The following is a 22,875-nucleotide window of genomic DNA, read 5'->3' as shown; positions in this document are numbered from 1 at the left end:
CGTTCAAGTCCCACACGGTCACGGACTCGGGGTCAGCCACTCGTGGGCCCCTCGTTCGTGTCCGCTCACTCTCCCGTGCCGACATAGACGCGCGGAACGCGGGTTCCGATGCGCGTCACGATCTCGTACGCGATGGTTCCGGCCGCCTTCGCCCAGTCCTCGGCGGTCGGCTCGCCCCCGTCACCCGCCCCGAACAGCACGACCTCGTCCCCGGCGGCGGGTTCGTCCCCGCCGAGGTCGACGACGAACTGGTCCATGGCGACCCGGCCGGCGACCGTCCGCCACTTCCCGCCGACCAGCACGGGCCCCGTACCGGAGGCGTGCCGGGGGATGCCGTCCGCATACCCCACGGGCACCAGGCCGAGGGTGGTGGCGCCCGGTGTGACGTAGTGGTGGCCGTAGCTGACGCCGTGGCCGCCGGACACGTGCTTGACCAGCGCGAGCGAGGCGCTGAGCCGCATCACCGGGCGCAGTCCGAGATCGGCCGAACTGCCCAGCTCCGGGCTGGGCGAGATGCCGTACACGGCGATGCCCGCCCGTACGAGGTCGAAGTGGGCGTCCGGGCGGGTGAGGGTGGCGGGCGAGTTGGCGATGTGCCGCACCTCGGGGCGGACGCCCTGGACCTCGGCGTACGCGACCATCTCGCGGAAGGCGGTGAGCTGGGCGTCGATCGACGGGTGCCCCGGCTCGTCGGCGCACGCGAGGTGCGACCAGAGCCCGGTGACGGTGACGAGCCCCTCGGCCTGTGCCCGCAGCGCCTCGGCGACGAGCTCCGGCCAGTCGTCCGGCTGGCAGCCGTTGCGTCCGAGCCCCGTGTCGGCCTTGAGCTGCACACGCGCGCGTAGGCCGACCTCGCGGGCGGCGTCGGTGACCTCCCCGAGGGCCCACATCCCGCTGACGGAGACGTCCACTTCGGCCTCGACCGCCTCGCGCCAGGGCCCGCCAGGCGACCACAGCCAGCACATGAGCCGCCCCGACAGCCCCGCCGCCCGCAGCGCCAGCGCCTCCTCCGGCGTGGCCGTTCCCAGCCAGGTCGCGCCCGCTTCGACGGCCGCCCGCGCGCACCGCACCGCCCCGTGGCCGTACGCGTCCGACTTGACCACGGCCATCAGCTCGGCTCCGGGCGCCGACGCACGCAACGTCCGCACATTGGCCCGCAGGGCATCCAGATCGATCTCGGCACGGGCCCGCAGGGGCGCGCGCCGCAGAGGTGCTGTCTCACTCATGTCAGCCCCAGTGTCTCAGAGCGCCCGGACGCCTCGCGGGACGGGCGCAGCCCGGCGCCGAGGCACAGAGCCTCCTCTCCGGCACCCGCCTCACTTCCCGGCCCGCCTCCCCCACACGTGAACCCGGTCCTTGAACCGATCGCCGGCTCGAGCTCGTGCTTGATCTGGAACGCCCGGATCGCGAGGCAGTCCGCCCGTGACTGCTTCCCGTCGGCCTTCCGCTTCAGATACCGCTCGACCTGTCGCTGGCAGGGCCCCGTGAGCGTCGTGCGGGTGACCTCGGCACCGGCCACCGCCCCGGCCCCGGACACCGCCCCGGCCCCGGCCTCGCTCAGCGGCACGTGCTCGACGAGGTCGTACGTCCCGGCCGCCGCGTCCCTCGGCTCCACCCGGTCCTCCGCCGCATCGGGCGTGTACACCCGTGGCGCCAGCGCCCGGTCCGGCGTGTCGACCGGCCAGGACTGGTCGGCCGCGGCTCCGTCGACGGGGAGGACGGCGAACAGCGCGAGGACCACGGCGACGGCACGGGAGGTGATTCGTCCGCTTGTCATGTGATCAGCGATACGTGGCGCCCACGCACGCGAGGAGGTGCCGCGCGTGCGGTCACCCGATATCCGGGTACGAAGTCACCCGATATGAGGGCTCACCGGACGCCGCCCGGACGCCTCCCGGACGCCGCATTGTCACGTACAGTCACAGAAGGCACACGAAAAGGTCGCGCACGGCACGACACACAGCACGACACACGGCACGACAGACGGCATGACACAGGGGTTGATATGTGCGGAATCGTGGGATACGTCGGCTCGCAGTCCGCGCTCGACGTGGTCCTGGCCGGGCTGAAGCGACTGGAGTACCGGGGGTACGACTCGGCGGGCGTTGCAGTGCTGGCGGACGGGGGCCTGGCCGCCGCCAAGAAGGCCGGGAAGCTGGTCAACCTGGAGAAGGAGCTGGTCGGCCGCCCGTTGCCGTCCGGTTCGACCGGCATCGGCCACACCCGCTGGGCGACCCACGGCGGCCCCACGGACACCAACGCCCACCCGCACCTCGACAACGCGGGCCGGGTCGCCGTCGTCCACAACGGCATCATCGAGAACTTCGCGGCGCTGCGCACCGAACTGGCCGAGCGGGGCCACGACCTGGCCTCCGAGACGGACACCGAGGTGGTGGCCCATCTGCTCGCCGAGGAGTTCTCCTCGTGCGACGACCTGGCGGAGGCGATGCGGCTGGTGTGCCGCCGGCTGGAGGGCGCGTTCACCCTGGTCGCGGTGCACGCGGACGCACCTGACCTCGTGGTGGGCGCACGCCGTAACTCGCCCCTGGTCGTCGGCGTCGGGGAGGGCGAGGCCTTCCTCGCCTCGGACGTCGCCGCGTTCATCGCCCACACCCGCTCCGCGATCGAGCTGGGCCAGGACCAGGTCGTCGAACTGCGCCGCGACGGCGTCACGGTGACGACCTTCGACGGCCGCCCCGCCGACGTCCGTTCGTACCACGTCGACTGGGACGCGTCGGCAGCGGAGAAGGGCGGCTACGACTACTTCATGCTCAAGGAGATCGCCGAGCAGCCGAAGGCGGTCGCGGACACACTGCTCGGCCGTATCGACGCGGCGGGCTCCCTCAGCCTGGACGAGGTCCGGATCCCCGCCTCCGAGCTGCGCGAGCTGGACAAGGTGGTCATCGTGGCGTGCGGTACGGCGTTCCACGCGGGCCTCATCGCCAAGTACGCCATCGAGCACTGGACCCGTATCCCGTGCGAGGTGGAGCTGGCGAGCGAGTTCCGCTACCGGGACCCGATCCTCGACTCGCACACCCTGGTCATCGCCATCTCCCAGTCCGGCGAGACCATGGACACGCTGATGGCCCTGCGCCACGCACGCGAACAGGGCGCCCGCGTCCTCGCCATCTGCAACACCAACGGCTCGACGATCCCCCGCGAGTCGGACGCGGTCCTCTACACCCACGCGGGCCCGGAGGTGGCGGTCGCCTCGACGAAGGCGTTCCTCACGCAGCTCGTGGCCTGCTACCTCGTGGCGCTGTACCTCGGCCAGGTGCGCGGCACGAAGTGGGGCGACGAGATCCGGGCGGTGATCCGCGACCTGTCCCGCATCTCCCACGAGGTGGAACGGGTCCTGGAAACGATGGAGCCGGTACGGGAGTTGGCCCGCACCCTGGCCACCAAGAACACGGTGCTGTTCCTGGGCCGCCACGTCGGCTATCCCGTCGCCCTCGAAGGCGCGCTGAAACTCAAGGAGTTGGCGTACATGCACGCGGAGGGCTTCGCGGCGGGCGAGCTGAAGCACGGCCCCATCGCCCTGATCGAGGAAGACCTACCGGTCGTCGTCGTGGTCCCGTCCCCGGCGGGCCGCTCCCTCCTCCACGACAAGATCGTCTCCAACATCCAGGAGATCCGCGCGCGGGGTGCGCGCACCATCGTGATCGCCGAGGAGGGCGACGAGTCCGTCCTCCCCTACGCCGACCACCTCATCCGCATCCCGGCCACCCCCACCCTGCTGCAGCCCCTGGTCGCCACGGTCCCCCTCCAGGTCTTCGCCTGCGAACTGGCGACGGCCCGGGGCAACGAGGTGGACCAGCCGCGGAACCTGGCGAAGTCGGTGACGGTGGAGTGAGGAGCCTGGAGGGGGCAGCCGTCACGGGCACCGTAGGGTGCGGATCATGCCCATCATCGGAGTCGGCATCGACGTCGCCGAGATCGACCGTTTCCGCGCCTCGCTGGACCGCACGCCCAGCCTGGCCGACCGCCTCTTCCTCCCCGGCGAAATCCTCCTCCCCAGTGGCGAACGCCGGGGCATCGCCTCCCTCGCGGCCCGCTTCGCGGCGAAGGAGGCCCTGGCGAAGGCCCTCGGCGCCCCCAGCGGCCTCCGCTGGACCGACGCCGAGGTCTACGTCGAACCCTCCGGCCAGCCCCGCGTCCGGGTGACCGGCACGGTCGCGGCACGCGCCGCCGAACTGGGCGTCAAGTCCTGGCACATCTCCTTGAGCCACGACGCGGGGGTGGCTTCGGCGGTGGTGGTGGCGGAGGGGTGAGGGGGCGGAGGGGTGAGGGGGCGTCATGGTTACGGAGCGCGGCCCCGCCCCCTCACCCAGCTGCGGGCAATCGTGCCGCTGGGGCGGCACGGGTGGGCGCGGCGGCACCTCGCAACCGCCGAGCCGCGGAACCCCACCCCCGCCCGGCGCCAGCCAAGCGCACCCAGCACCCCCGCCCCGCTGCACCCGCCCCAAGACACAAGGCAGACTCTTCCCCATGCGCTCAGCCCACCGTGTAGAAACCGTCCGCACAGCCGAACGCACCCTCATGGCCCAACTCCCCGACGGCGCCCTGATGCAACGCGCGGCCGCAGGCCTGGCCGCGGCCTGCGCGGACGTCCTGGGCCGCGTCTACGGCAGCCGTGTCGTCCTCCTCGTCGGCAGCGGCGACAACGGCGGGGACGCCCTCTACGCCGGTGCCCGCCTGGCGAAACGGGGCGCGGGAGTGACAGCCGTCCTCCTGAACCCCGACCGCACCCACCCGGGCGCCCTGAAGTCCTTCCGCCGCGCGGGCGGTACCACAGCCGCGCCCACCACCGCCGCCGACCTCGTCCCCCACGCCGACCTCGTCCTCGACGGCATCGTCGGCATCGGCGGCAAGGGCGGCCTGCGCCCCGACGCCGCTCCCCTGGCCGACCTCGCGGCCGCCTCCCGCGCCACGGTCATCGCCGTGGACCTCCCGAGCGGCATCGAACCGGACACCGGCGAGGTGCGCGGCCCGGCCGTCCGCGCCGACCTCACCGTCACCTTCGGCACCCACAAGCCGGGCCTCCTCATCGACCCGGCCCGCGAGTACGCCGGCTCGGTCCGCCTGATCGACATCGGCCTGGACGACACCCTCCCGGCCACTCCCGCCCTGGAGTCCCTCCAGCACGCCGACGTGGCCGCGCTCCTCCCCCGCCCGTCCCAGGAGAGCGACAAGTACCGCCGAGGGGTGGTGGGCATCGCGGCGGGCTCGACCCGCTACCCGGGCGCGGCGGTCCTCGCGGTCGCGGGCGCCCTGCGCGGCGGCGCGGGCGCCGTCCGCTACGTGGGCGCCGCCGCCGACGCGGTCCTCGCCCGCTTCCCGGAGACCCTGGTCTCGAACGACGGCCCGAAGAAGGCGGGAAGGGTCCAGGCCTGGGTCGCGGGCCCCGGAGCGGGCGACGACGCGGCTCCGGTCGCCGAGGCCCTCTCCACCGACGTGCCGGTCCTCCTCGACGCCGACGGCCTCCGCCTCGCCGACCGCGAAACGGTCCGCACCCGCACGGCCCCCACGGTGATGACCCCCCACGCCGGCGAGGCAGCGGCCCTCCTGGGCGTCTCCCGCGAGGAGGTCGAGTCCGCCCGCCTGACCGCGGCACACGAACTGTCCCGCGCCTACGACGCCACGGTCCTCCTCAAGGGCTCCACCACCGTGATCGCCGACCCCGCCCCCGCCGCCCCGGCCCGCGTCAACGCCACGGGCACCCCCTGGCTGGCCACCGCCGGCAGCGGCGACGTCCTCTCCGGCCTCACCGGCTCCCTCCTGGCCGCCGGCCTCTCCCCCCTGGACGCGGCGAGCGTCGCCGCCTACATCCACGGCCTGGCGGGCCGCTACGCCGCCGACGGAGCCCCGACGGGCGCCCACGACGTGGCGGAGGCCATTCCGAGGGCCTGGCGGAACGTCATCACGGCCTGACCGGGCGCCGCCCACAGTCACCGCTGTGCTCAGGCAGGCCAGTCTGCTGGTGTTGCCGTCACTACTGCCGTCAGTGGTCTACACCGCTGGGGGAATTCCAGGGAATTCCGAATGCGTTCGCGGGCACCGCCGCAATCCGCCGACCCCTGCAGCGCACCAGCACGGGCGGGAAGCGCGAGCGTGAGGTCGTAGGCACCACGTGGCAGCACGACGGGTACGTATTCACCACGGTGCAGGGCAGACCGATCGACCCGACCAACCTCACCCGCACCTTCAACACGCTCCTCCGCAAGGCCGGCCTCCGCCGCATCCGATTTCACGACCTCAGGCACTCGACCGCGACCCTGCTCCTAGAGCAGGGAGTCGAACTCGTCGTGATCAAGGAACTCCTCGGCCACGCCCACATCGGTGTCACCGCCACCGTCTACGCCCACGTAAGGCTCCGCCTCCAGCGAGACGCCATCGACACCCTCAGCACCGCCCTCGGCGGACCGGAGGTCACCGAGAAAGCCGACGCCGACAGCAACGAACCGCCTCCTTGCTCTGTCCCCGTCCACTGACGTTGCCGTCAATTACTGCCGTCAAACACCAGCGAAGCCCCGCCAGACTACGCCTGGCGGGGCTTCGATTCGCTAACGGGAACATCGCCAACCCCCGCGTTGCTACCTCAGTGCAAAATTGACGCCTGAAGCAAGCTGCACACGGAGGACCAAGATGGCAAGGCACCTTGAACCTTTTTCAAGTCCACGCTCGAATAGTCGGGCGGCACGTCGCCGATTCCTTCCGCTTCGAGGACGTAAAACTCCGCCAGATCGCCCGCCACTGCAAGGTGCGCCTCCGGGAAGAATTCGAATCTCGCACGAAGAGAACCACCCGACCGGTCCGCAACACTGGATACTACCGTCAGCGCCGCGAGAGGAACCTGCTTTGTCGGTGACTTCCAGTCGAACGAGCGCAGACCTCGGACCACAAGCAGTGCAGAATTTCCCACTTCAAACTGCAAAGAGGTGCGCAGTTCGAAGAGAAGAGCCGCCGTGGAGGTCAAGTGACACACCCGAGAGTCGAGCAGCTGCGCCTCTTGCAGCGCGTCCGCTTCTCGCAGGGGATCCACTTCGACCGAGCCGAAAAATTCCGGATACGGCCTGGCATGGACGAGATCATTTATCGAGATCATGGGATCGGGATGTGATTGTAGGGGTCAGCCTTGCCGACCGTTTGTCCAGTTAGGGGATTGACTGACTGGCCTGCTTTATTCATGTACACCACATAACCGTTCGGGTACTGATACTTGCCGGTGGTGACAGGGTCCATCACCCGAACTTGCACCACCCGAGGATCGAGGCCCTTGGTTCCGGTCGGAATGTCGTAAGCCCAGCCCTTACCTGTGGCAACCGGTGTGCCAGCAGCTCCCTTAGGCAGTGGCAACACCTCGCCAGCAGGCCCAGTCACCGACCCGATGGAGCAGTTGCTGTTGTGAACGAGGACCGGTGTCTCGCCCGCCAGCACATAGTACGTGTGCAGCTGTTCGACGGTGAGGTTGTACATGCCGGCGCTGCCGGGCCGGTCCTCGACGGCCACGATCCGGACGTGGTTGTCGGTGTCCGTGTTGAGGACGTGGCCGGGGCGGAGGTCGGCGGCCTTGACCCAGCTGTGGGTTGTGTCGTTCCAGAAAGGGTGATCGGACGTCGTGTGGAGCACCGAGTCGTGGCCGTCGGTGCCGCGGATCGTGAGGTCGACGAGGTCGTCGTCGCGGTGGACGAATCGGGCGGTGACCTTGCGCGGGCCTACGTGCTTGCCGTCGTCGGGGTCGCCGCTTTCGACGTGGTCACCTGGTGCGACTTTGCCGATGGGCTTGGTCTTGCCGTCTGCCATCAGCACCGGTGTCTGCGGGTCGAAGCTGCAGGGCGAACCCTTCATGCCTCTGGCCATCATTCCCGCGGCCAGGTCGCCGAGGGACTGACAGAGACTCGAAGCCTCGCAGGGGTTGATGGGGATTTCGCTGACGGCCGACCAGTTGTCGTAGTACTCCGCCATGGCCATGCAGGAGCTCATGCCCTGAAGGCCGTCCAGGCAGCGGTCGCGGAAGTACAGCTCGATATTGAGTGAAAGAGGGAGGTTCTCCCGGTACGAACCCCAGCCGACCATCTGGCTGATGCTGGGGACCTTGACCTTGCCGAAGAATTCCTTCAAAACCTTCGCCGGCGGAGCACCACTGCCGGTCACCGGGTCGTAGCCGACCGTCTTGGTATCGGGGTTGTAACCGACCGCGTTCTGCACCTTCTTGGGGCAGTAGTCCAGGTTGCTCTTGCACGTGTACGGCTGCGAGCCCTTCCCGGGAACCGAGATCTCCAGACCGCTCGGGTCGCTGAACGCGATCGGGTTGTTGATCGCGTAGCTGTACGCGTTCATCTCCTGTGGTGAGTACGGCTTGTTGAGCTCGTCCGGGCTGAGGAACCGCCCGAGCGACGCGTCGTACATACGGGCACCGAGAATCGACAGGCCGGTGGAGTCGTCTTCCGGTTTGCCGAGGAAGCCCCGGTCGGTGGAGGACGGCAGGCCCGTGCTGCCGCGCTGCGCGCCGAACGGCGTGTACCGGCGGCGGGCGACCGTGCCGTCTACAGCGACCAGGAGCGACGTCGACGCCTGGTTGTCGCCAAGAAGCCAGGTCATACCGTTGGCGCCCCGCATCGCGACCGGGGTGCCCGCCGCCACGTACTGGCGCGTTGCCGTGACGCTGCCTCCGGTGGCCCGGTGCAGCTCGTGGCCCTCGAGGTACAGCACGTCCTCGGTGGGAGAGGTACGCAGCAGGACGTTGCCGTTCGCGTCGTACACGTACTTCGACACCGTGTCGCCCGTGGACTTGTGCTGCGTGACCTGGCTGACGCGGTTCTGGTCGTTCCAGTCCAGGGTCGACGGCACCCCGGCGACCGTGCGCGACGTCATCTGACCCGCGTTGTTGTAGGCGAAGACGTCGTTGCCCGCCCGGGTGACGCCGTGCGGACGTGCTTGGCCCGCCGTGTAGGTCGAGCCGTCCGCGCTGTAGCCGGGGTAGGCGTAGTCCTTCGTCGTCGAGCCGGTGGTCGTCGTGTCCTTGACGGACCTCAGGTTGCCGAGTTCGTCGTAGCTGTACGTCGTGTCGTACGGGTCGAGCCCGCTGCTCAGGTCGGACGCCGCCGCGCCCGTGCAGCCGTCCGTCGCCTGCGTCGTCCAGGCGTGGGTGAGCCGGCTGAGTTCGTCGTAGGTGTAGCACTCGCTCTGCCCGGTCACACCGTCCGTGACGCCGGTGAGCATACTGCCGAGGTCGCGGGTGAAGGTGTCGTCCTGAGCCACGTTCGTGGTGCCGCCCGCGGTCACCGTTGTCCTGATGTTGGACAGCGCGCCGCTGCCGTCGCTGTCGTTGAAGGTGTAGGCGCGGCTGATGGTGGCGTCCGTGCTGCCGCTTGCACCGAAGGTGCGGGCGTTGAGGCGGCCCAGGCGGTCGAAGCCGATGGACGACTGGTAGGTGGCCAGTGGCGACGAGACCTCGGTCGGCAGCCCCTGGGGCGAGTAGGTGGTGGTCACGGTCTCCGCGGGGAGGCCGCCGACCGCCGGGTAGCTCACCGACGTCATGTGGTCGGCGAGGTCGTAGCCGTACCCCAGGGCGTAGGTGCCGGCAAAGCCGGAGCCGTCGTCCGGGACCGTGTACCGCTTGCCCGTCACCCGGCCGCGGTCGTCGTAGCCGGTGATGGTCGCGGTGTACGCCTTGCCGTTCGCGTAGCTCGTGGCTGAGGCCGGCTGGCCCGCGCCGCCGGGGGCGCTGTCGTACGACAGCTTCGACAGTGTCGTCGTGCCGTTACTGATCGTCGTGGGCCGCTGCAGCGTGTCGTAGGCGTATGTCAGCGTCCTGCCGTTGCCGTCGGTCGCGGTGGCTACTTGGCCGTTCTCGTCGTAGGTGCTGGAGGACGAGCCGGTGTCCGGCTCGTTCGTGGCCGTACGGTCACCCGGCCAGTTGTAGGTGTAGGTGGTCGCGTTGCCCTTCGCATCGGTGATCTTCTTCAGCTGACCGCTGCGGGTGTATTGGTACGACGTCGACTGCGGCCCGCGCGGGCCGTGCTCCACAACCTTTGTGGTCTGGCCGAAGACGTCGGTGAAGGTGTCCATGCGCTCGCCGGTCGCCGGGACGGTGGTGGTGTAGTCGCCGTAGTAGTGCGTGCGGGTGTGGCCGGTCGCCTGCGGAGTGCCGTTGGCGAGGGTCTGCACCTCGGTCGCCCGGCCCGCCCAGTCCATGATCGGGTCGTTGTACGACGGCAGGTTCTCGACCGTGGGCAGCACCATGCCGGAGCCCGAGCCGCTGGAGTTGTAGAAGGGCGCGGAGGTGCCGGTGACATTGCCGGAGGTGTCGTAGCGGGTGGAGACCACGGTGCGGCCGGTGCCGTCCGGCGCCGTCGACTGGGTCTCGCGGGTACGGCCCAGACCGTCGAGGTAGGCGTAGGTGTTGACATAGGTGCTGCCGGCCTGCAGGACGCCGGTGGTCACCCGGGGAGGGCCGGTGATCGTGTCCGGCACTCCGTCGCTGTTCGTCGCGGTCGGGATGGTGTAGGTGAATTTGATCGACGGTTTGCCGCTGGGGTAGTTGGCGATCTCCGTCGGCTTGAAGACGGTGCTGTAGCGGCCGACCGAGTCGTGGACGACCCGGGTGGTGTGGCCGTTGGCGTCCAGGATCTTGTACGGAGTGCCCCACAGGCGTGAGTACGAGGTGGTCGTGGACATCGCTGTGGCCGAGCCGGTGCCGTCGGGATCCGGGGTGGTGATGGTGACGCCGTTGACCGGCCAGGACGTCGTCGGCGAGTAGGTCGTGGTGGTCTTGGCGCCCTTGCCGTCGTAGACCGCGATGGACCGGCCGGCGCCGTCGTAGTCGCTCCTGGTGGTGCGGTAGTGGGTGGCGTCCGTATAGACGCGCTGCTCCGTCACGTTGCCGTCGGCCAAGGCGGCGTCGTTGTTCGCCACTGATGTCGAGCCGTCGTACAGCGTCACCGCGTACCCGTCGCGGTTCGAGGAACTGCGCGCGGCGCAGTCGGCCGCGTAGTGATTGCGCTCGTCCTCGACGATCATCCAGCGCTTGACGTCGGAGTCGGGGAAGGTGTCGGTGCTGTAGGCGCGGCCGTACGTGGTGCAGCGGTTGTCGTCGAAGTTCTCCAGACCCCAGTCGTTGGTGCGCAGCGGAAGGCCGTACGTGGTGCTGGTGGACGACGTGTCCTCGTACTCGTCCTTGACCGTGCGCACGCGCCAGCCCTGAGAGGTCATCTGGTGCGTCGATGTCTTGCTGTCGCGGACGAAGCGGGCGTCGGGCAGCCCTTCGTACGCGGCGGTGACGTGTGCCCAGTACTCCTTGAACGTCCGTTCGTGCGAGCTGCCGTCACCGTCGCGCTTGCTGGTCTCGATGGTCTTGCCGACCAGCCAGGCCGAGTCCGGATACTCGGTGCCCTGACCGTCCTTGACGGTGACGGTGCGGGTCGCGGAGGAGTCGGTTTTGGAGGTGCGGTCGCCGTCCAGGCCCCGGTAGAGCCAGTGGTAGGTGGAGGCCGCGTTGCTCTTCGTTCCCGTGAACACCTCGACCTGCTGGTAGCCGCGCCAGTCGGACCAGGTCTCGTCCTCGTCGGCCACCAGCGGGTCGTTGGTGAACCGCCAGCCGGCGCCGCCGTTGTACTCGTAGCGCGTGGTCATGGTCGGGTCGCCGTCGCCGTCGGCGCCCTGGCCGACGCCGGGGTCCACGGAGACCTGGGTGACCAGGTACTTCTTGAACCAGCCGGTCTTCGTCCCGGACGAGCCCTCTGGCTCCCACTTCTGCCAGAAGCACAGCTGGGTGTTGGAGGACTGGCTCGGCAGGTTGTCGATGTCGCAGGCGTCCGGCTGGCCGTAGGTCACGCTCGTCGTCGCGCCCAGGTCGCCGTACACCTTGGTCACCCGGCGGAAGTTGAGCAGCGAGGAGCCGACCTGGTTGTCCTTCCACTCACCGTTGAAGTTGATGACGGGCAGCCGCAGGTCGGTGCCGTCGCCGTAGCCCTTGCGCTGCACGTAGTCGAGCCAGAGGGTCTTGCCGACGGTGCCGTCGGGGTTGGGCAGGCCGTGCTTGGTCTGGTATTGCATGGCCGGGTCCCACGTGGTGCCGCCGTCGTCGCTGACGAAGGTCTTGATGTCCCACAGCATGTCCGTGGTGAAGAACGTGGGGTAGTACGTCTTGCCCGCGCAGTAGCTGTCGCCGGCCGTGCCGTCGCACATCAGGTCGGTGGGCACGTCCGGGTAGGAGTCCGGGTTGGTGGAGATGCCGGGGCAGGCCGCGGGCTCGTCGCCGAGGGGGTCCGTCTCCGCCATGCGCTCCACGCAGCGGCCCACATGGGTCAGCTCCACCTTGGCGGGCAGCAGGGCGCCGGTGATCTGGGAGGCCCAGCCGTACTCGATCCTCGTCAGATAGCCGCCGGCGTCGTACGAGCGTGCCTTGTCGGTGTTCGCGACCGAGCGGTAGTGATTCTTCTGCTTGTCGTAGAAGTAGGCGTTCTCGACCTCGTTGGGGTCGACCACCCGGTCGAGGTTCCAGCGCCAGGCCTGGGTGCACGGCTCGGGGTACTGGCTGTGGCACGGCTCGCTCGTGTCGTTGCCGACGACGGGCAGTGTGTAGACGGAGTTCGTCGCGGCGTTGTTCCGCTCGGCGCGCCCCCAGCCGAAGTAGTAGCGCATGCCGTCCTGGGAGGAGATCACCCAGTACTCGTCGTCGCTGCCGTGGCCGTTCCACAGGTGCTGGACACGCCAGCCCGGGTCGTCCTGGAGGTGGTACGAGCCGGTTCCGGTGCCGTCCTGGACCAACTGCGAGGTGACGCCGTTGAGGTTGATGACGTAGCCGGCACCATCGGGCTCCGCGCTCGTGTTCGGCGACTCCCAGCACATGTCACCGATCGTGGACAGACCGTCCTGGGCGCAGTTCTTGTAGCGCCGCTCGATGTAGCCGACCTCCAGGTCCCAGCCCATGCCGACCCAGGAGGCCTGGTTGTTGGTGGCCGACGTACGGCCGTCGACGGACTGCGAGTTGTAGGTGAGGGCCAGGGAGGGCGTGGTGCCGAACGGCGCCTTGGGCAGCTGGATCGGCAGGTTGTACGTGAAGGCGCCCGAGCCGGTGGACACGTCCCACGAACCGGACGGGCTGAGCGTCGACGCCCGGTAGTCGCCCTCGTCCGACGACGACCCGGAGGTCACCGCCAGCACCGTGGCCCCGGTGGCGGTCGCGTAGGTCGACCGGCTCAGCGGGGAGGAGTCGTCGTCGGCCGACACCGCGGTCGGGTCGGCGTCCGCGTACACCGTCGCCGACAGCGTCCCGGACCGCACGTCGTTGTCAGTGTCGACGAACTGCTTCAGATCCGGCGAACAGCCCTCCCTCTCGGGCGTGGTCAGCGCGCAGGCGGGCATCTGGACCAGCCGGAGTCGGTCGGCGAAGTCTCCGCCGTGGGCGTACTTGAAGCCGGAGTAGTCGAGGGTGACGCGGACCGGGCCGGGCGCCTCGACCTCGTCGTCGCGGGTGAGCCGCAGGCCCATGCCGATTCCGCCGACCGGCTCGACCTCGGAGCGGTCGAGGACCTGGACGTCGACGTGCGCGGGGGTGCCGCCGGCCCGCACGAGCCGGTTGTCGCCGCTGAGCGTGCCCTCCTTCGCGGCCTTCCGCCACTTGGCGAAGGCGGCCTGGGGCGGGATGCCCGCCAGCGTGCGCTGCTCGGTCGTGGGCTTCTGGACGGTCACCACGGCGTCCTGCGCCGCGCGGCCGGTGCTGTCGGCGTCGACGACCGCGCCCGAGGGCGCCACGGCCAAGGGGTCACCCGTGGGTGCTTCCCGCAGGTCGACCGCCGCCCCGGTCCGCTGGGGCCAGGTCGTCCTCGGCGCCTTGGTCATGGTCTGCTCGGCCCGCTGCCGGGGCACGGCCTGAGCGTCGCCCGTCGGCACGCTGACCGTCCTGTCCTTCGGTTTCGCCGCGTCCACGACAGCGGCGAACGCCGGCACGGACAGCAGACCGCACAGCATCGCGCTCGACACGGACACGACAAGGCCACGTCTGGCAGACCGCCCCACAACCCCACCCCGTTACGCGGACACTGCCGCAAACACCCAACCGCCACTGCGTGAACGACGCACTTGCGGCGGGACGTTAACCCACCACTGACGCAAAACCAACGTGATCAAATTATACGAAGACAGGACAGTCGGATATAAAGATCACTTAAAATTCCTTCCCTGTCCGCCCCGAACGCCAGGTGCTTTAATGACGCGCCGCGAGCACGACACACTTCTTCCGGGGGGCTCCATCACCATGCTCGATCGCAGACAGCTCCTGAGACTGGCCGGCGTCGGCGTCGGCGCGGCGGCCGTACCGGCGATTGCGATCGCGTCGACCCGACTGGTCGATCGTGCGTCCGACACGGACCACCGGGAGACCACGACCCCCGGCGCCGTGACCGCCACCAAGCGTTTCGACCTGGACGACGGATCCGACGTGCTGCTGCGCGAGATCGGACTCGCCGGAACCCGCGTCCTGCAATCGTTCGCGTTCGACAACGCCAGCGGCCATCTGTTCACGGTGCAGTTGATGGACGGCGGCCTTCGGCTGCCCGGTGAGTCACGGGCGTACTCCGGCGCCGAGCGGGACGCCAACGGCGATCTGTGCCTGACCCGGCTCGACACCTCGGGCCGGATCCTGGGGACCATGTACCTACGCGGTTTCGGCCACGGCGTACAGATCGGCGTCGAATCGACGAGCTCCGGCAGCTTCCTGTGGACGGAGACGAAGGCCGTCCCGACGACCAACACGGACGGCACCGTCGACGGCTGGGGCAGCCGTCTCGCCCGTTTCAAGTTCGCGAACGGAACGATCCTGACCCCGGACTCCCCGGCCCTCACCCAGCACAGCCTGGAGTCCGGTGTCGACCGGACCACGGTGGCCCTGGACCCGGTCCACTCCCGGCTCACCGTCCGCTGCCGGGTGGGCGGCGTCTTCCGCTACCGGCTCTACGACCTCGCCGCCTTCAAGAGCGGCGGCCGGACCGCCCTCGCGGACGTGGCCCAGCCCACCGACCTCCAGCCCGGCTACACCGACGTGTTCCAGGGCTTCACGACCTTCGGCAGCTATCTGTATCTGCTGGCCGGCTCCCAGTACGGCGCGAACGGCTCCGTCGCACCCGACGGCAACACCTTCATCACCTGCGTCGACTGGAACACCGGCGGCATCGTCGAGCAGAAGCCCACCAAGGCCGGCTACTCGCTCCTCTACCGGGAGCCCGAGGGCATGGCGATCCAGGTCCCCGACCCGGCCGCCCCCCAGGCCGTACGCCTGTGCAGCGGCTTCGGCTCGGTGACGTCCGCCACCGACAGCCGCAAGAAGGCCAGCATCTACTACAAGGACCTGCTGATCTGACCCGCGGCCGCCCCCAGGAGAACCGGCGGGCCCCCTAGAACCGGCGGGACCTCGAAGACGGACGGGGCGCACCCTCGGTCGCCTCACTCCCCCTCCTCGATCCGGTCGATCGCCTCCTTCACCATCCCCAGGTACTCCACCTCCTCGCACCGCGGCTTGCTTCCCATCCGGTACATGTCGATCGCGTCGTCGAGGCACTCACCCAGATCCTCGTCCGGCAGATCCGCCGACAACTCACTGCACACCCGCCCGGCGAGTTCCACGTCATCGCGCGCGGCCCCCCGTCGAACCGCGTCCCGTAAGCGCGCGCGCACGCCAAAAGCCACCCCAAACCCCCATTTCCCCCTGGTCAGCCGGGAGGCGGCTCCCTCCCGACGGCCGGGACGCTAGTCCCTTCCCCACCGGCGGTCCATACCTTCGCCATAGTTCACGCACAGCGAGGGCGAACCCTCGACACCCCGGGCGGACCGCGCACCCGCCCGCCCGGCCCCGCGTGACGGACCCCACCCCGCCACCCCGTTCGAACTCCGTTAACAATGGACTGTGATCTCACCGGTCTCCTCGTTGCCGCGGAGCGCCCACCGGCCCAGGCCGGAGGCGACTCCCTACGTCGACCTCACCCGTACCGAGTGGAGCGCGCTGCGCGAAAAGACGCCGCTCCCCCTGAACGCCGAGGAGGTCGAGAAGCTGCGCGGCCTGGGCGATGTCATCGACCTCGGCGAGGTGCGGGACATCTATCTGCCGCTGTCCCGGCTCCTCAACCTCTACGTGGGCGCCACCGACGGCCTGCGCGGCGCCCTGAACACCTTCCTGGGCGAGCAGGGCTCCCAGTCCGGCACCCCGTTCGTCATAGGCGTCGCCGGCTCCGTGGCCGTCGGCAAGTCCACCGTCGCCCGCCTCCTCCAGGCCCTCCTGGCCCGCTGGCCCGAACACCCGCGCGTCGAACTGGTCACCACCGACGGCTTCCTGCTCCCCATGAAGGACCTCCAGGAACGCGGCCTGGTCTCCCGCAAGGGCTTCCCCGAGTCGTACGACCGCCGGGCCCTGACCCGTTTCGTCGCCGACATCAAGGCCGGCAAGGACGAGGTGACGGCCCCCGTCTACTCCCACCTCATCTACGACATCGTCCCCGACCGACGGCTCACGGTCCGCCGCCCGGACATCCTCATCGTCGAGGGCCTGAACGTCCTCCAGCCCGCCCTCCCCGGCAAGGACGGCCGCACCCGCGTCGGTCTCGCCGACTACTTCGACTTCAGCGTGTACGTCGACGCCGCCGCCGACGACATCGAGCGCTGGTACCTCAACCGTTTCAAGAAACTCCGTCAGACCGCCTTCCAGAAGCCCGACTCGTACTTCCGCAAGTACACCCAGGTCTCCGAGGACGACGCCCTCGACTACGCCCGCGCCCTCTGGCGCACCATCAACCGGCCCAACCTGGTCGAGAACATCGCCCCCACCCGAGGCCGCGCCACCCTCATCATCAGAAAGGGCCAGGACCACAAGGTCCAGCGCCTCAGCCTGCGCAAACTGTGAGACGGCCCCTCGTGGACATGATGTCGGCCTGTTAGAAAGACGGCATGCTGCATCTGCGTCTGATCTCGCCGTCCGCCAAGACGGGCGAAGTGGTGCGCCTGATCGAGAAGACGGTCGGGGCCACCCATCTCGTCGTCATGCACGGCGCCGCCCACCACCCCGCCGGCGACGTGGTGATGTGCGACGTCGCACGCGAGGCCGGCGACGAACTGATCAATGCGCTACGGGAGTTGGACCTCGACAAGACCGGCTCCATCGCCGTCGAGAACATCGACCTCTCGCTCTCCGAGCGCGCCGACGACGCCGAGAAGGAGGCCCCGGGCGAAGGCGCGGACGCGGTCCTCTGGGAGCAGATGACAAACTCCACCCACGAGGAGTCGACGCTTTCCTTCACCTACGTCGCCTTCATCACGCTGGCCACGATGATCGCGGCCTGCGGTGTGGTCCTGGACAACGCGGTCCTGATCGTCGGCGCGATGGCGGTGGGCCCCGAGTTCGGCCCCCTGGCCGGCATCAGCACCTCCATCGTCCAACGCCACCCACGCCTCGCCCTGCGCTCCCTGATCGCCCTCCTGGTGGGCTTCGCGGCGGCCATGGCGGCGACGGTCGCCTTCAGCCTCTTCATGGACTCGCTCGGCTACTTCACCGAGGCGAAGCTGGAGGCCGACCGCCCCAACACCGCCTTCGTCTACGCCCCCGACGCCTTCTCCTTCATCGTGGCGGTCCTGGCGGGCATCGCGGGCACTCTTTCCCTGACCTCGGCCAAGTCCGGAGCCCTCGTGGGCGTGGCCATCTCGGTCACCACGGTCCCGGCCGCCGCGAACGCGGCGGTGGCCCTGGCCTACGGCGACACGAAGCAGACGGTGGGCTCCACGGAGCAACTGCTCCTGAACCTCCTGGGCATCGTCCTGGCCGGCACCCTCACCCTGCTCTGCCAGAAGTGGCTGTGGTCAAGACAACGCAGCACTCCATAACCAGGGGCCCACCACAAAAGGGGCGCGGGGCCGTGCTGGATATGCGGCTACCGCCGCGTGGGCTCGACAAGCCACCTACGAACCCGCAGCCCGCGACGCGCGGAACCCCACGCCCCCACCCGGCGATTCAGCCGAGCGCAGACTTCACCACGTCGGCGAGCCGCCCGGCAACAGCCCGAGCCTGCTCGATATCGGCGGCTTCGACCATCACCCGCACCAACGGCTCGGTGCCGGACGGCCGCAACAACACCCGCCCGGTGGACCCCAGTTCACCCTCCGCCTCGGCAACCGCCGCCGACAGCTCCGCGGACGTGGACACCCGCGACCGATCCACATCCGGCACATTGATCAGCACCTGTGGCAGCCGCTCCATCACCCCGGCCAGCTCCTTGAGCGTACGCCCGGTCTGCGCGACCCGAGCCGCCAGCAGCAGCCCCGTCAGCGTGCCGTCCCCGGTCGTCGCGTGGTCGGAGATGATCACGTGCCCGGACTGCTCGCCCCCGAGCGCGTACCCGTGCTCCTTCATCTCCTCCAGCACATACCGGTCCCCGACCGCCGTCTGGACGAGCCGCAGCCCCTCCCGCTCCAGCGCCAGCTTGAACCCGAGGTTGGACATCACGGTGGCGACCACGGTGTCGGACCGCAGCACGCCGCGCTCCCGCATGGCCAGCGCGAGCACCGCGAGGATCTGGTCCCCGTCGACCTCGTTGCCCTCGTGGTCCACAGCGAGGCACCGGTCGGCGTCCCCGTCGTGCGCGATCCCGAGGTGCGCCCCGTGCTCGACGACGGCGGCCTTCAGCGGCCCGAGGTGCGTCGACCCGCACCCGTCGTTGATGTTGAGCCCGTCCGGCTCCGCCCCGATCGTGACGATCTCGGCACCGGCACGCGTGAACGCCTCCGGCGAGACCCCGGCGGCGGCCCCGTGCGCCTCGTCGAGGACGACCTTGAGGCCGTCGAGCCGGTTGGGGAGGGCGGAGAGCAGGTGCTCGACATACCCCTCGAAGCCGTCGTCGTACGACCGGACCCGCCCGACACCCGCCCCGGTGGGCCGGTCCCAGGGCGCCCCGGTCCGGTGCTCCTCGTACACGCCCTCGATCCGGTCCTCCAGATCGTCGGCGAGTTTGTGGCCGCCGCGGGCGAAGAACTTGACGCCGTTGTCCGGCATGGCGTTGTGGCTGGCGGAGAGCATCACGCCGAGGTCGGCGCCCAGCTCGCCCGTGAGGAAAGCCACCGCGGGGGTGGGCAGCACACCGACGCGCAGCACGTCGACGCCCGCGCTGGCGAGTCCGGCCACGACGGCCGCCTCCAGGAACTCCCCGGACGCTCGCGGATCCCGCCCGACCACCGCCACCGGCTTGTGGCCCTCGAACGTTCCCGCCTCGGCGAGTACGTGTGCCGCCGCGACGGAGAGTCCGAGCGCGAGCTCGGCCGTCAGATCCGCGTTGGCGACACCGCGCACGCCGTCCGTGCCGAAGAGTCGTCCCACTGTGGTGTCCTCCGAATTGCTGAGAAGGTGCGGCTCGTACCAGATGGCCCCGTGCCCGGCGGCCTCCGGTGGTTCCGTACCCGATGGTCCCGTACCGGGCGTTCCCCTACCGGATGTCCCGAGTGTCCCGGCACTCCCCGGACCAAGTACATCCCCTGAGACTGTCCTCCCCCTTTCGGGGTTGTACCGACAGTCTGTGCATAAGCGTGCGATAAAGAATCGACCCTGCTACGCAAACCGCCCCGGCGGCACGGGTACGTGCCACCGGGGCGATGCGCGCGGCAGGGCGCGAGCGCGATTTAGCGCTTGCTGTACTGCGGGGCCTTGCGGGCCTTCTTCAGACCGGCCTTCTTGCGCTCGACCGCACGGTCGTCGCGCTTGAGGAAGCCGGCCTTCTTGAGCGCGCCGCGGTTGTTGTCGACGTCGGCCTCGTTCAGCGCGCGGGCGACACCGAGACGGAGCGCACCGGCCTGACCGGAGACACCGCCACCCGAGATGCGGGCGATGACGTCGTAGCGGCCCTCGAGCTCAAGAACCTTGAACGGCTCGTTGACCTCCTGCTGGTGCACCTTGTTCGGGAAGTAGTCCTCGAGCGTGCGCCCGTTGATCTTCCACTTGCCGGAGCCCGGGACGATCCGGACACGGGCGATGGCGTTCTTGCGACGGCCCAGGCCGGCGGCCGGCTGCGGGTCGCCGAAGCGGGAGGCCATGGACTCGGAGGTGTACTCGCCCTCGACGGGGACGTCCGACTCCGTGGTGTAGCTGTCGATGTCAAGCTCTTCGAGCGGCTGCTCGGCAGTGGTCTCGGCCACGATTCTCCTCAGATTCTCTTCAGGCTTGGGGGTGTGGCCGGACTTACTGCGCGACCTGGGTGATCTCGAACGGCACCGGCTGCTGGGCAGCGTGCGGGTGCTGGTCGCCCGAGTAGACCTTCAGCTTGGAGAGCATCTGACGGCCGAGGGTGTTCTTGGGGAGCATGCCCTTGACGGCCTTCTCGACGGCCTTCTCCGGGTTCTTCTCCAGCAGCTCGTCGTAACGGACGGAGCGCAGACCACCCGGGTAGCCGGAGTGGCGGTAGGCCATCTTCTGGGTCCGCTTGTTGCCGGACAGGTGGACCTTGTCCGCGTTGATGATGATGACGAAGTCACCAGCGTCGACGTGGGGGGCGTAGATCGGCTTGTGCTTGCCGCGCAGAAGGGTGGCAGCGGTGGTCGCCAGACGACCCAGGACGACGTCCTGGGCATCGATGACGTGCCACTGGCGAGTGATGTCGCCGGGCTTGGGGCTGTACGTACGCACGGTTCGTAGCCTTCGCTTCTTCAGTGAGGTTCCTGACAGGTCACCGAAGACGATCACGACAGCCCTTGCCGCACAGCGGTGACGCAACCGCGTGCTGGCTCGCTGGTCATCGGCCCGGTGGACCGGTGTAAGGGCCCCTCACGTGAGAATGAGCAAGCCAATACACATAACGAACACGCAGCTTAGCCGGGCAGGGCCGGACGGGTCAAAACGGCCCCGCTCCGCCGTGCGCGACCGGCCCCGATCACCCGCGGCGCCCCCGCACCCCCGCCCCGACGCCATCACCGCGATCGCCCCGACCACCCACAGTTGGCCGCATTTGCGCGCACCCCAGAAGTCACGCTAGGGGCTCAAGTCCCTGCGGACACTGACCAGCACGCCCCCGCACCCGTCTAAAATGCGACCCATGAGCTTTGGGCAGGGGGGGTCCCAGTGGAGCCCCGGGGGTTCCCACAATCCGTGGGACAATCAGTGGGATTCCACCAGTAACCAGACCCCGGACTGGGCGTCACTCGCCGAGCAGTCCGAAACACGCAACCGGCGCCGCAGACTCCTGATGATCGTCGGCGGCGCCCTCGCCACGGTCGGCATAGGCGTCGCCGTGGCTGTCGCCGTCGTCAACGCCGACAGCGGCAACACCACGGCGAACGGCCCGAACGATCTCCCGGCCACGGCGGACATCCCGAGCGCCAGCGCCAAGACGGACCCGTCGTTCGCCCCGACCTCCGCCCCGCCCCCGCTGAACCCGAAGGACTTCATCTCCAGCTCGGGCAAGGACAAGGCGCCGATCAGCCCGGACATCCTCTTCCCGGGCTCCCAGTTGACCAGCCGCGACAACAACGTCTACCGCAAGGGCGCCACGGCCTCGACGACAGACTGCGCCTCGGCCGTCCAGGGCACCCTCGACAAGCTCCTGACCGGCAACGACTGCACCCGCTTCATGCGCGTGACGTACCACCGGGACGATGTCGCGGTCACGGTCGGCGTCGCCCTGTTCGACACCGAGGCCAAGGCGACCAAGGTCAAGGCGGACTGGGACAAGCAGAGCACCATCGTCTCCCTCTCCGGTGAGGGCGTCCCCGCCTTCTGCCGTACGACGGTCTGCCGTACGACCCTCAACTCCTACGGCCGCTACGCCTACTTCACCCTCTCCGGCTTCACCAAGGGCAAGGACGTGACGGAGAAGGACAGGGCCGTCTTCACCGCCGGCGACGACCTCGGCAGGTCCACCTTCGACCAGATCCGCCGCCGGGGCGAGACCCAGGCGGCCGCCGCGGCCAACGGGCAGTGACCCGGAGAGCGCCCGCCCCCCGGGGTCAGCAGCAGCCGCCCCCGGGCACGCCCGGCAGACTCCGCCGGTTCCGCGCCTCCTTGTTCCGCGCGGCCAGCAGCTCGTCCGCCGGGTAGCCGACCTCCTCCAGGGTCAGCCCGTGCGGCCGTACGACATGCACGGCGGAGTCCCGCACGCCGGCGGCCAGCACCTTCCCGGGCCATTCGGGCCCCCGGTGCCCGTCCCCCACGAACAGCAGCGCCCCGATCAGCGACCGCACCATGTTGTGGCAGAAGGCGTCCGCCCGCACGGTCGCGGTGATGATCCCGTCGTCCCCACGCACCAGGCTCAGCTCCTGCAGCGTACGGATGGTGGTGGCCCCCTCCCGCCGCTTGCAGTAGGCCGCGAAGTCGTGCTCCCCCAACAGGGCCCGCGCCGCCTCGTTCATGGCGTCCACGTCGAGCGGCCAGTCGTGCCACAGCACGTGACCCCGCAGCAACGGATCGACACCACCGGGATTGTCGGTGACCCGGTAGGCGTACCGGCGCCAGACGGCCGAGAACCGCGCGTCGAAGCCGCTGGGCGCCTCCCGGAGCGCCCATACCCGTACGTCCCGCGACAGCCGCCCCGCGAGCCGCTTGAGCAGCTTCCCGTGGTGCTCGTCCCAGACCTCCCGCTCCAGGTCCACGTGCGCGACCTGTCCCCGTGCGTGCACCCCGGCATCGGTCCGCCCGGCCACGGTCAGGTCGTACGTCCGCCGGGACCGCGTGACCGTCCGCAGCGCGTCCTCGATCTCCCCCTGCACGGTCCGCCGCCCCCCGGCCTGCTTGGCCCACCCGGAGAACTCGCTCCCGTCGTACGACAGATCCAGCCGAACACGAACATGACCGTGCTGTACTTCGTCACTCACCCCTGGATCCTCTCAGGTACAAAAAAGCGGGCCCGCTCCCGT

16 protein-coding genes and 1 pseudogene are annotated in these 22,875 nt (G+C 69.5%); 8 read left to right on the top strand and 9 right to left on the bottom strand.

Features of this window, described 5'->3' with window-relative positions; all coding sequences use genetic code 11:
- Positions 1–65 precede the first annotated feature (65 nt).
- Complete coding sequence (gene alr, locus ACFY9I_RS13925; protein ID WP_391000982.1) at positions 66–1,226, bottom strand: alanine racemase; 1,161 nt, start codon at positions 1,224–1,226, stop codon at positions 66–68.
- Positions 1,223–1,777, bottom strand: a complete 555-nt coding sequence (locus tag ACFY9I_RS13920) for a hypothetical protein (RefSeq protein WP_391000980.1) — start codon at positions 1,775–1,777, stop codon at positions 1,223–1,225. Before ACFY9I_RS13920 ends, alr begins: the two co-directional genes overlap by 4 nt.
- 228 nt (positions 1,778–2,005) lie before the next feature.
- Between ACFY9I_RS13920 and glmS the strand changes: the two genes are divergently transcribed.
- The 4 genes and pseudogenes from glmS to ACFY9I_RS13900 all read left to right on the top strand — a co-directional run.
- Positions 2,006–3,853: a glutamine--fructose-6-phosphate transaminase (isomerizing) gene (glmS, locus tag ACFY9I_RS13915; protein ID WP_391000977.1), complete on the top strand. Its 1,848-nt coding sequence runs from the start codon at positions 2,006–2,008 to the stop codon at positions 3,851–3,853.
- 46 nt (positions 3,854–3,899) lie between these two features.
- Positions 3,900–4,271: a holo-ACP synthase gene (locus ACFY9I_RS13910; RefSeq protein WP_391000975.1), complete on the top strand. Its 372-nt coding sequence runs from the start codon at positions 3,900–3,902 to the stop codon at positions 4,269–4,271.
- A gap of 217 nt (positions 4,272–4,488) precedes the next feature.
- Positions 4,489–5,931 carry an NAD(P)H-hydrate dehydratase gene (locus ACFY9I_RS13905; protein WP_391000972.1) on the top strand — a complete coding sequence of 481 codons (1,443 nt, stop codon included), beginning with the start codon at positions 4,489–4,491 and terminating at the stop codon, positions 5,929–5,931.
- A 122-nt stretch (positions 5,932–6,053) separates the two neighbouring features.
- Positions 6,054–6,491 (top strand): annotated as a pseudogene (locus ACFY9I_RS13900) (tyrosine-type recombinase/integrase); the annotation flags it as partial.
- 107 nt (positions 6,492–6,598) lie between these two features.
- Here ACFY9I_RS13900 and ACFY9I_RS13895 read toward each other — a convergent pair.
- Both ACFY9I_RS13895 and ACFY9I_RS13890 read right to left on the bottom strand, forming a co-directional pair.
- Positions 6,599–7,105 carry a hypothetical protein gene (locus tag ACFY9I_RS13895; RefSeq protein WP_391000969.1) on the bottom strand — a complete coding sequence of 169 codons (507 nt, stop codon included), beginning with the start codon at positions 7,103–7,105 and terminating at the stop codon, positions 6,599–6,601.
- Complete coding sequence (locus ACFY9I_RS13890) at positions 7,102–13,992, bottom strand: RHS repeat-associated core domain-containing protein (RefSeq protein ID WP_391000967.1); 6,891 nt, start codon at positions 13,990–13,992, stop codon at positions 7,102–7,104. The genes ACFY9I_RS13895 and ACFY9I_RS13890 overlap by 4 nt, the downstream gene beginning before the upstream one ends.
- A 268-nt stretch (positions 13,993–14,260) precedes the next feature.
- Between ACFY9I_RS13890 and ACFY9I_RS13885 the strand changes: the two genes are divergently transcribed.
- A complete protein-coding gene (locus ACFY9I_RS13885; protein WP_391000965.1) occupies positions 14,261–15,361 on the top strand; it encodes a Tat pathway signal sequence domain protein in 1,101 nt (366 codons plus the stop codon).
- Between the two features lie 83 nt (positions 15,362–15,444).
- Here the strand turns inward: ACFY9I_RS13885 and ACFY9I_RS13880 are convergent, their stop codons facing one another.
- Positions 15,445–15,675 carry a hypothetical protein gene (locus tag ACFY9I_RS13880; RefSeq protein ID WP_391000962.1) on the bottom strand — a complete coding sequence of 77 codons (231 nt, stop codon included), beginning with the start codon at positions 15,673–15,675 and terminating at the stop codon, positions 15,445–15,447.
- A 229-nt stretch (positions 15,676–15,904) separates the two neighbouring features.
- Here ACFY9I_RS13880 and coaA point away from each other — a divergent pair, with 229 nt between their 5' ends.
- Both coaA and ACFY9I_RS13870 read left to right on the top strand, forming a co-directional pair.
- On the top strand, positions 15,905–16,894 hold the full coding sequence (coaA, locus tag ACFY9I_RS13875) for a type I pantothenate kinase (protein ID WP_391000960.1): 990 nt from the start codon (positions 15,905–15,907) through the stop codon (positions 16,892–16,894).
- A gap of 44 nt (positions 16,895–16,938) precedes the next feature.
- Positions 16,939–17,868, top strand: a complete 930-nt coding sequence (locus ACFY9I_RS13870; protein ID WP_391000958.1) for a DUF389 domain-containing protein — start codon at positions 16,939–16,941, stop codon at positions 17,866–17,868.
- Positions 17,869–17,995: 127 nt separating this feature from the next.
- Here ACFY9I_RS13870 and glmM read toward each other — a convergent pair whose 3' ends face one another.
- From glmM to rplM, 3 genes are all read right to left on the bottom strand, one after another.
- A complete protein-coding gene (gene glmM / locus ACFY9I_RS13865; protein WP_391000955.1) occupies positions 17,996–19,354 on the bottom strand; it encodes a phosphoglucosamine mutase in 1,359 nt (452 codons plus the stop codon).
- Between the two features lie 299 nt (positions 19,355–19,653).
- The gene (gene rpsI, locus ACFY9I_RS13860; protein WP_391000952.1) at positions 19,654–20,166 is read right to left on the bottom strand and encodes a 30S ribosomal protein S9; all 513 of its coding nucleotides are present in this window, start codon (positions 20,164–20,166) and stop codon (positions 19,654–19,656) included.
- A gap of 43 nt (positions 20,167–20,209) precedes the next feature.
- Positions 20,210–20,653 carry a 50S ribosomal protein L13 gene (rplM, locus tag ACFY9I_RS13855; RefSeq protein ID WP_391000950.1) on the bottom strand — a complete coding sequence of 148 codons (444 nt, stop codon included), beginning with the start codon at positions 20,651–20,653 and terminating at the stop codon, positions 20,210–20,212.
- 406 nt (positions 20,654–21,059) lie between these two features.
- Between rplM and ACFY9I_RS13850 the strand changes: the two genes are divergently transcribed.
- On the top strand, positions 21,060–21,944 hold the full coding sequence (locus tag ACFY9I_RS13850) for a hypothetical protein (RefSeq protein WP_391000947.1): 885 nt from the start codon (positions 21,060–21,062) through the stop codon (positions 21,942–21,944).
- A 25-nt stretch (positions 21,945–21,969) separates the two neighbouring features.
- Here ACFY9I_RS13850 and truA read toward each other — a convergent pair whose 3' ends face one another.
- On the bottom strand, positions 21,970–22,833 hold the full coding sequence (gene truA, locus ACFY9I_RS13845; protein WP_391000944.1) for a tRNA pseudouridine(38-40) synthase TruA: 864 nt from the start codon (positions 22,831–22,833) through the stop codon (positions 21,970–21,972).
- Positions 22,834–22,875: the final 42 nt, after the last annotated feature.

It is taken from the genome of Streptomyces sp. NPDC012510 (assembly GCF_042955065.1).
Taxonomy (GTDB): Bacteria; Actinomycetota; Actinomycetes; order Streptomycetales; family Streptomycetaceae; genus Streptomyces.
This window is presented reverse-complemented; position numbering and strand designations above follow the sequence as displayed.